General features: G+C 63.1%; 4 protein-coding genes. 1 reads left to right on the plus strand and 3 read right to left on the minus strand.

Annotation, left to right across the window (positions count from 1 at the left end):
* Positions 1-378: 378 nt before the first annotated feature.
* The 3 genes from AC3WJU_RS21845 to AC3WJU_RS21855 are packed head-to-tail and all read right to left on the minus strand — an operon-like array spanning position 379 to position 7,947.
* Entirely contained in the window at positions 379-4,065 is a 3,687-nt protein-coding gene (locus AC3WJU_RS21845) for a 1,4-alpha-glucan branching enzyme (protein ID WP_492260848.1), read from the minus strand.
* Position 4,066: 1 nt separating this feature from the next.
* Positions 4,067-5,863: a maltose alpha-D-glucosyltransferase gene (gene treS / locus AC3WJU_RS21850; protein WP_284992057.1), complete on the minus strand. Its 1,797-nt coding sequence runs from the start codon at positions 5,861-5,863 to the stop codon at positions 4,067-4,069.
* Positions 5,864-5,868: 5 nt separating this feature from the next.
* Positions 5,869-7,947, minus strand: a complete 2,079-nt coding sequence (locus tag AC3WJU_RS21855) for an alpha-1,4-glucan--maltose-1-phosphate maltosyltransferase (protein WP_059388672.1) — start codon at positions 7,945-7,947, stop codon at positions 5,869-5,871.
* 131 nt (positions 7,948-8,078) lie between these two features.
* Between AC3WJU_RS21855 and AC3WJU_RS21860 the strand changes: the two genes are divergently transcribed.
* Positions 8,079-8,576 (plus strand): DUF3417 domain-containing protein (locus AC3WJU_RS21860; protein ID WP_492260849.1); only part of this gene is annotated, 498 nt, incomplete at its 3' end.

Below are 8,576 nucleotides of genomic sequence, written 5' to 3' on the forward strand. Positions count from 1 at the left end.
TCATAAAAACAAATCGGTATCAACAAACTTGGCACACTATTGAGTTCTCAAACAACAGACACACCCGGCACCACCCAACCCACAAGGATCAGACTCGCTCCGGAGCAACTTTCCAAACTTACCGGCTGCTTGCCTCCTAGTCAAATCAGCGTTCTTGACTTGATTTTCACGAGGAACTCAGTCAACTTCACCGATCTCCACTGGGGAGCAGCGCGGGTACTAACTATACCACCACTTCACCGGGGAGGCAAAACCCCTCCGGGCGGCTTCCTACGCTCCAGCAGGCGCCCCTGAGATCCCACGCAAAGGGCCCGGAAACTCAAAGTTTTCCGGACCCTTCACCCTCAGGCAAGCTTCACCCTCACGCAAACAGGACAACTACCCCACAGGCGCGAACCAAGAGGCTCCGAGCGGCGGCAAGGTGACAGTCAGTGCCGCAGGCAGCCCTTCCGCCCCGGGTGCGGTGGCAAGAAGTTCACCGCTGTTGATCACACCCGAGCCTCCGTAGACCTCGGCGTCAGTGTTGAGTACTTCCTGCCATGCGCCGGCGGCCGGGACGCCGAGCACATAGTCCTGGTGCGGGCCCCCCGAGAAATTCACGGCGCACACCAAGGGGTTGCCGTCGTGGTCCCACCTGATAAAGGTCAGGACGTTGCGATCCGCGTCCGCGCCGTTGATCCACTGGAAACCGCCGGGCTCGTTGTCCCGGACGTGAAGGGCCGGCGTCGAGCTGTACAGCGTGTTCAACTCGCGCGTGAGCAATTGCAGTCCTCGGTGCGCCGGGATGTCGGCAAGGAACCAGTCGAGCCCGTGCTGTTCGGACCACTCGGCCTCTTGGCCGAATTCGGTGCCCATGAAGATGAGCTGCTTGCCCGGGTGGGCCCACTGGTACGCCATGAACGCCCGCAGGTTGGCGAGCTGCTGCCAACGGTCGCCGGGCATCTTGCGCAGCATGGATCCTTTGCCGTGCACTACCTCGTCGTGGCTAATGGGCAGCAGGAAGTTCTCCGTGAAGGCATAGACCATGGAGAACGTCACTGTGCCGTGGTGCCAACGGCGGTTCACCGGGTTTTCGGAGATGTACTTGAGGGAATCGTGCATCCAGCCCATGTTCCATTTGAGGCCGAATCCGAGGCCACCGTGGTTGGTCGGCGCGGTGACACCGGGGAATGCGGTGGATTCCTCGGCAATGGTCACTGCGCCGGGGTGGGTCTTGTAGATCGTGGCGTTGACCTCTTGGAGGAACGAAATCGCTTCCAGGTTCTCGCGTCCACCGTGGACGTTGGGGAACCACTCCCCTTCCTCTCGCGAGTAGTCCCTGTAGAGCATGGAGGCCACGGCGTCCACGCGGAGTCCGTCGATATGGAATTCCTCGAGCCAGTAGAGCGCGTTCGCGACCAGGAAGTTGCGAACTTCGGTGCGGCCGAAGTCGAAGATGAGCGTGCCCCAGTCCGGGTGCTCACCGAGCCGGGGATCGGAGTGCTCGTACAGTGGTTCGCCGTCGAAACGGGCGAGGGCCCAGGCATCCTTCGGGAAGTGCGCGGGGACCCAGTCCAAGATGACGCCGATGCCCGCCTGGTGCAGCGAATCGACAAGGAACCTGAATTCATCCGGATGCCCGAAGCGGGAGGTCGGAGCAAAGTAGGACGTGACTTGGTAGCCCCATGAACCGCCAAAGGGGTGCTCGGCCACCGGCATGAACTCGACGTGGGTGAACCCGAGCCACTTCACGTACTCAACGAGGTCCTTGGCCAACTCCTTGTACCCGAGGCCAAGGCGCCAGGAACCAAGGTGGACCTCGTACACGCTCATGGGCGAGTTGTGCGGATCCTTGTTGGCGCGCGCGGTCATCCAGGCGTCGTCCTTGAAGCGGTAGCCGGACTCCACTACGCGTGACGCGGTCAAGGGCGGAACTTCGGTGCCGAAGGCGAGCGGGTCGGCTTTCTCCACCCAGTGTCCGGCCTTGGTGAGCAACTCGAATTTGTAGCACGCCCCTGCTACAACCCCCGGGATGAAGACCTCCCAGACGCCTGAAGACCCGAGTGAGCGCAAGGCGTGCTCACGCCCATCCCAGGAGTTGAAGTCACCCTTGACGCGGACTGCCTGTGCGTTGGGGGCCCAGACGGCGAAGGAGACGCCGTCCACATCGCCGAGCGGGGAGCGGTAGTGCTGCACGTGGGAGCCCAGCGTGTCCCAAAGCCGTTCGTGCCGGCCTTCTCCGATGAGGTGCAGGTCCACTTCCCCGACGGTTGGAAGGTAGTGGTAGGGATCGTTGATCGTCACGGGCGCGGAATCGCCGTACACGACGTCGAGTCGGTAGTCCGGTACGTGGCCTTGCTGCAGCGGTTCGAGGACAGCCACCCAGATGCCGTCGGTCTCGTGGGTCATCGGGGTGGAACCGGCTTCGGTGACCACAGATACCTCCGCAGCGAGGTGCTTGACCGTACGGATGGTGACGTGACCGTGGTCGTCAAGGTGGGCGCCCAGCACCGAGTGCGGGGCGTGGTGCGCACCAGCGGCCACCCGGCCCAGGGTAGCGGCGTCCACATACAGCGGGACTCGGGGCCGTTCGGTACGTGCTGAGCCTGTCATTTCCTTACCTTCCGATGTCGCCGCGGCATCCGTGCCGGGGCTCGTGTTTCCGAGGAGCTGCCGCGAAGCATTGACCGGAATGGGCAACCAGTCCGGCCTGTTCCGCAGCTCATAGATCACCTCGTACAAGGCCTTGTCCAGCCACAATGCCACAAACAGCGGCGAGCGGCGGTCAATCGTTCCAGGGGTGATGTCGCTGTAGCCAGCCAGGAAGGCCTCGGCGCAGTCGTCAACCCACGTGGCGGGAACCCGGGCGCCCGGATTCTCGCGGATGGCCGCACCGGCCGCGTAGTCGAAGGACCGCAGCATCCCGACGACGTCCCGCAGGGGAACGTCGGGAATGTTACGGTGTTCAATCGGCCTCAGGGGTTCGCCCTCAAAGTCCAGGATCGCCCACCGCGCAGGTTCGCCCGCGGCGCCAGGCACCAAAAGGATCTGGCCCAAGTGAAGGTCTCCGTGGATGCGCTGCAGGGTTCCGGCTTCCTTGCCCGACAATTGCGCCAGGAGTGCCTCGAGCTGCTGCTCATGGGGCCCGACGGCGGTGCCCGCCTCAGCCCACGACTGGCGGACGCGCCGAGCTACTTCGGGCGCGATGTCCTGGCCCGGAACGCGTTCCGTGGCGGTTCCGAGGGTTTCCGCGAGGCGCAAGTGCACGGTGGCAGTCGCTTGGCCCAGTTGCCGGGCTTCGGCGGCGAAGTCTTTGCCTGATGCCGCGGCGTCGACGGCGAGGCGCCAAGCGTCCTGCCCGCCGGCAAGGAACTCGTGGGCAACGGCGAAATCCGCCGAGGCTGTTCCGTGGCGACCCTGGGGCGTCCACACCTCCCAGGTTCCCGTGATCCACCCTAGGGTGGACGGCACTTCCTTCGTTCCCGCCGAGGTCAGGGCCGCACCGACCTCCACCTCGGGGTTTTTGCCGACCGACAGGACCCGGAAGATCTTCACGATCGCCGCGGACACGCCATCGTCGACGATCACCGAAGTATTGGACTGCTCGCCGGAAGACACCCGCACGGATCCTGAGGCGGTGGGCAGCCGCAGGCCGCCCGGCACCGTATGTCCGCTCGCGGTGCACTCCCCCACTCCGGGATCGGCGGTGGCCTGGCCCCGGATCAGATCCAGCCATGCCGTCACGAATTCAGGATCGTGCGGGGCGTCGTATACCCAGAGAGGCGGATCCTGCTCGCTTGTTCCACCGATCTGGCCCACCGAGGCAATTGCCAAGGCGGCGGAGGGCGCGGAGCGAAAGCTGAGCGGCACTTGGACGATGTCTGTCTGCCTCCCGCCATCGGCCGTGGCGTAGGCGACGGAGATCAGCTGGACCTCCAAGCCGGTCCCGGAGGTGGGCGCAGGAAGACCGAACGAGCCGACGAAATCCAGTTCGAACAACCCTGCCTTGACGGGAAACCAGCGCTGCCGGGGCAGCCATTCCTTGAGCAGGGGGGCCAGGACCGTGGTGGGCGCCATGTGACTCATGTCAGCCTTCGATGGAAAGCACTGGGATGGCCTGGGTGTAGGGCGAGGAGCCTGTGGAACCTGCCGAACGTATCCGGAGCCAGAAGAAGTCGTGGCTACCGAGCGTGAGGGTGAGGGAGCCGTCGGCGCCGATCCCCGGGAACGGCTGGCCGCCGAACACGTCCCTCAGGCCCCTTCCGGCGTATTCAGGGATATCCAGGGTTGTGGCAACCGGATGTTGGGACAGGTTGAAAACGCAGAGGATGGATTCGGCATCCTCGCCTTCCGGATTGTCCTCACGGAGATCACGCATGTAGGCGAGAACCACCTCGTGGTCCGCCGGAACGTGTTTGAAGTCGCCTAGCCCGAAGGCCGGGTGGTTCCTCCGCACGCTCAGGATCTGGCGTGTCCAGCGCAGGAGCGAGCCGGAATGGGCTGCTTCGGCCTCGACGTTCGCCATGCTGTAGTTGTAGACCAGCGACTGGATGACGGGGAGGTAGAGCTTTCCGGGATCTGCGTTGGAGAAACCCGCGTTGCGGTCGGGGTTCCATTGCATCGGCGTGCGGACCGCGTCGCGATCGTCAAGCCAGATGTTGTCTCCCATCCCGATTTCATCCCCGTAGTACAAGAAGGGGCTGCCGGGCAGGGAAAGCAGCAACGCATTGATCAGCTCGATCTCGGAACGGGAGTTGTCCAGCAGCGAGGCGAGCCTGCGCCGAATACCGATGTTGGCCCGCATACGCGGGTCCGGGGCGTACCAGCCCAGCATGGCGGCGCGCTCGTCGGCGGTGACCATCTCCAGGGTGAGTTCGTCGTGGTTGCGCAGGAACGTACCCCATTGCGCGCCGGCAGGGATTCCCGGGGTATCCCGGAGCGTCTCGATGATGGGTGCGGCCTTCTGGTCGCGGAGTGCGTAGTACAAGCGCGGCATGATGGGAAAGTGGAAGGCCATGTGGCATTCCGGTTCTTCCTCCGTGCCGAAGTACTCCACGACGTCGTGCGGCGGCTGGTTCGCTTCGGCGATGATCACTCGGCCCGGGTAGTTCTCGTCCACCATCTTGCGCAGATCCCGCAGGAAGCCGTGGGTGGCCGGCAGGTTCTCGCAATTGGTGCCCTCTTCTTCGAAGAGGTACGGGATGGCATCTGCCCGGAATCCGTCAATGCCTTGGTCCAGCCAGAACTTGACGACGTCGTGGACGGCCTCGATGACCTTGGGGTTTTCGAAGTTCAGGTCGGGCTGGTGGCTGAAGAACCGGTGCCAGAAGAACTGCCGGCGGATAGGATCGAACGTCCAGTTCGACTCTTCCGTATCCACGAAGATGATGCGCGCGTCCTGGTACTTCTCGTCGGTGTCACTCCACACGTAGAAGTCGCCGAACGGGCCGTCCGGGTTCTTGCGTGATTCCTGGAACCAAGGATGTTGGTCCGAGGTGTGGTTCAGCGGGAGGTCGATGATGACCCTGACGCCCCTCGCATGCGCTTCGGCCACGAGCCGCTTGAAGTCGCTGATGGTGCCGAACTCGTCCAAAACGGACGTGTAATCGGAAATGTCGTAACCGCCGTCGCGCAAAGGCGAATCGAAAAACGGCGGCAGCCACAAACAATCCACTCCGAGCCACTGCAGGTAATCCAGCTTGTCGATCAGTCCGTGGAAGTCACCAGAACCGTCGCCGTTCGCATCCGCGAAGGCCCGCACCAGCACTTCGTAGAAGACCGCCTTCCGATACCAATGAGGGTCGTGTTGAAGACCCGGGGCGTTCAGCTCGAAAGTGTTCTTCGGCGTGAAGTACTGACTCTGACCCTGCGGATTGAAGCTCACTAAGGCTACCTCCGGATATTGAGAATGTGTGCCGGTTCTACATGGGCGTCCAGCCGGACGTAGTTGTACTCGCCCCACTCCCAGCTTTCGCCGCTGACCAAATCATCCACCCAGAATCGTCCGTTGGCGGTGAAGTCGGATGGATCCAGCGAAAGAGCGGACAGATCCAGCGTCACGGTGCTTTCCCTGGTGCCGTGGGGATCGACGTTTACCACGATGATCAGGGTGTCCTTGCTGCCGTCGGGCAAGGTCTTGTGCTTGGAGAACACGATGGTGGCGTCATCCGTGCTGTGATGCAACGTCAGGTTCTGCAGATCACCCAAGGCCGGGTGGGCCTTCCGGATGGCGTTAAGCCGTGTGATGTACGGGGCGAGGCTGTGCCCGGAAGCCGCCGCTGCATCCCAGTTGCGGTCCTTGAACTCATATTTCTCGTTGTCGATGTACTCTTCGGCGCCGGGACGCGCCACATGCTCGTACAGCTCGAATCCGGCGTAGACGCCCCAGAGCGGGCTGGCCGTGGCTGCCAGTGCGGCGCGGATGCGGAACGCGGCCGGGCCGCCGTATTGGAGGTATTCGGTGAGGATATCCGGGGTGTTGACGAAGAAATTCGGCCGGAAGTACGCCGGAGATTCGTGGCTGACCTCCTGGAAATACGATTCCAGTTCGGTCTTGGTGTTCCGCCACGTGAAGTACGTGTACGACTGCTGGAAACCTGCCCGGCCAAGGGCATGCATCATCGCGGGGCGGGTGAACGCCTCGGCGAGGAAGACGACGTCGGGGTGCTTTTTGTTGACCTTGGCGATCAGCCATTCCCAGAACCACACAGGCTTGGTGTGGGGATTGTCCACGCGGAAAATCTTCACGCCGTGGCTTACCCACAGGAAGACGATCCGCAGGATTTCCTTCGATAGACCGGCGGGGTCGTTATCGAAGTTCAGCGGATAGATGTCCTGGTACTTCTTCGGCGGGTTTTCGGCATAGGCGATGCTGCCGTCAACCCGGGTGGTGAACCATTCCGGATTGGTCTTCACCCAGGGGTGGTCCGGGGCGGCCTGCAAGGCCAAATCCAGCGCGACCTCGAGGCCCAGCTCATTGGCGCGGGCCACGAAAGCGTCGAAATCCTCGAAGGATCCCAATTCAGGATGGATGGCATCGTGGCCGCCGGCTTCCGAGCCGATGGCCCACGGCGAGCCGGGATCCTGGGGACCCGGAGTCAAGGTGTTGTTGCGCCCCTTGCGGTGCTGGAAGCCAATCGGGTGGATGGGCGGCAGGTAGATGACGTCGAAGCCCATGTCCGCGACGGCGTCGAGCCTCTTGGCCGCCGTCGTGAAGTTGCCTGAAGTCCATGTTCCCGTGGTGGGATCGAAAACGGCGCCTTCGGAGCGGGGGAAGAATTCGTACCAGGCCCCGCGGCCGGCGAGGTCGCGCTCCACGAGGAGTGGGTATTGTTCCGAGACAGTCACCAGCTCACGGATCGGCTGGCGTTCGACGACGGCCGCGACCTCTGGGCTGAAGCCGGCGGCAAGGCGCTCCTCGGCAGTCCTCGAAGTGTCGGCGAGGCCTTCGGAGGCAGTGCGAAGGATGCGTTTGTCTGCGGCATTTCGCGTGCTTTCGGCTGCGGCTTCCGCGAGCAGGGCGACGCCCTCAGCGAGCATCAGCTCCACGTCGATGCCGGCCTCGACCTTCACTTCGGCGTTGTGGTGCCACGTGCCGTAGCGGTCGTGCCAGGCCTCGATTGCGAAGGTCCAGGCTCCAGGCGCCGTTGGGGTCAGCAGGCCCTCCCAACGGTCCGTTCCCTTGCCACGCTCACCCGGGGCCGGGGCAAGCCGGACACGTTGGCGTTCTTTGCCTTTGGGGTCCAGCAGGACGGCGCTCACCCCCAGCTGGTCGTGGCCCTCGCGGAAGACCGTGGCGCCAATCACCAAATCTTCACCCGGCAAGGCCTTGGCCGGGAACCGGCCTTCCTCGATGACGGGCTGCACGGCCGTGATCGGGAATCTGCCGAACTTAAGACCCTCGGTGATACCGGCCTTCTGCTTGGACTTGGATGCTGAGCTGGATCGCGGTGCTGCAGTAGTGGTCACAACCTCGACGTTAGCGAGAAAAATCACATTTTGCGAAGAGGTACCCCAGACTCTTCCGCGCAATGTGTCATTTACCTAAAAGAAACCGAAAGCTGTTCCTGCCGTCCACCGAGTGGATTAGTGTGGCGCTCGTGAAGGCAATCCGAAGGTTTACAGTCCGTACACTGCTCCCCGAACCGATCCGGCCGTTGGCTCGTCTCGCGACAAATCTGCGCTGGTCGTGGCACCGGGCTACGCGCGAGCTCTTTGCAAGCCTTGACCAGGAATTGTGGGAGGAGAGCCATCACGATCCAATAAGCCTCCTGGGGTCAATCAGCCGCGATCAGCTGGACCAACTTGCTTCCAACAATGAACTTGTAGAGCGTGTTCAGCATGCTGCCGCGGATCTGGACCGGTACCTGAGTGAGCCGCGCTGGTACCAGGGCCTGGGTCCGGATGCTCCGGCGTGCATCGCGTATTTCTCGCCCGAGTTCGGCATCACCGAGGTTCTTCCGCAGTATTCCGGCGGGCTCGGGATCCTGGCCGGAGACCACCTGAAGGCCGCCTCGGACCTGGGCGTGCCGTTGATCGGCGTCGGGCTGCTGTACCAGGCGGGCTACTTCAAGCAGTCCCTGTCCCGGGACGCCTGG

This window comes from Arthrobacter sp. FW306-1B-F12A (genome assembly GCF_058781865.1).

Coding starts and splice junctions, on each gene's coding strand:
- AC3WJU_RS21845 (WP_492260848.1), bottom strand. CDS start 4,065: ATGAGTCACATGGCGCCCACCACGGTCCTGGCCCCCCTGCTCAAGGAA.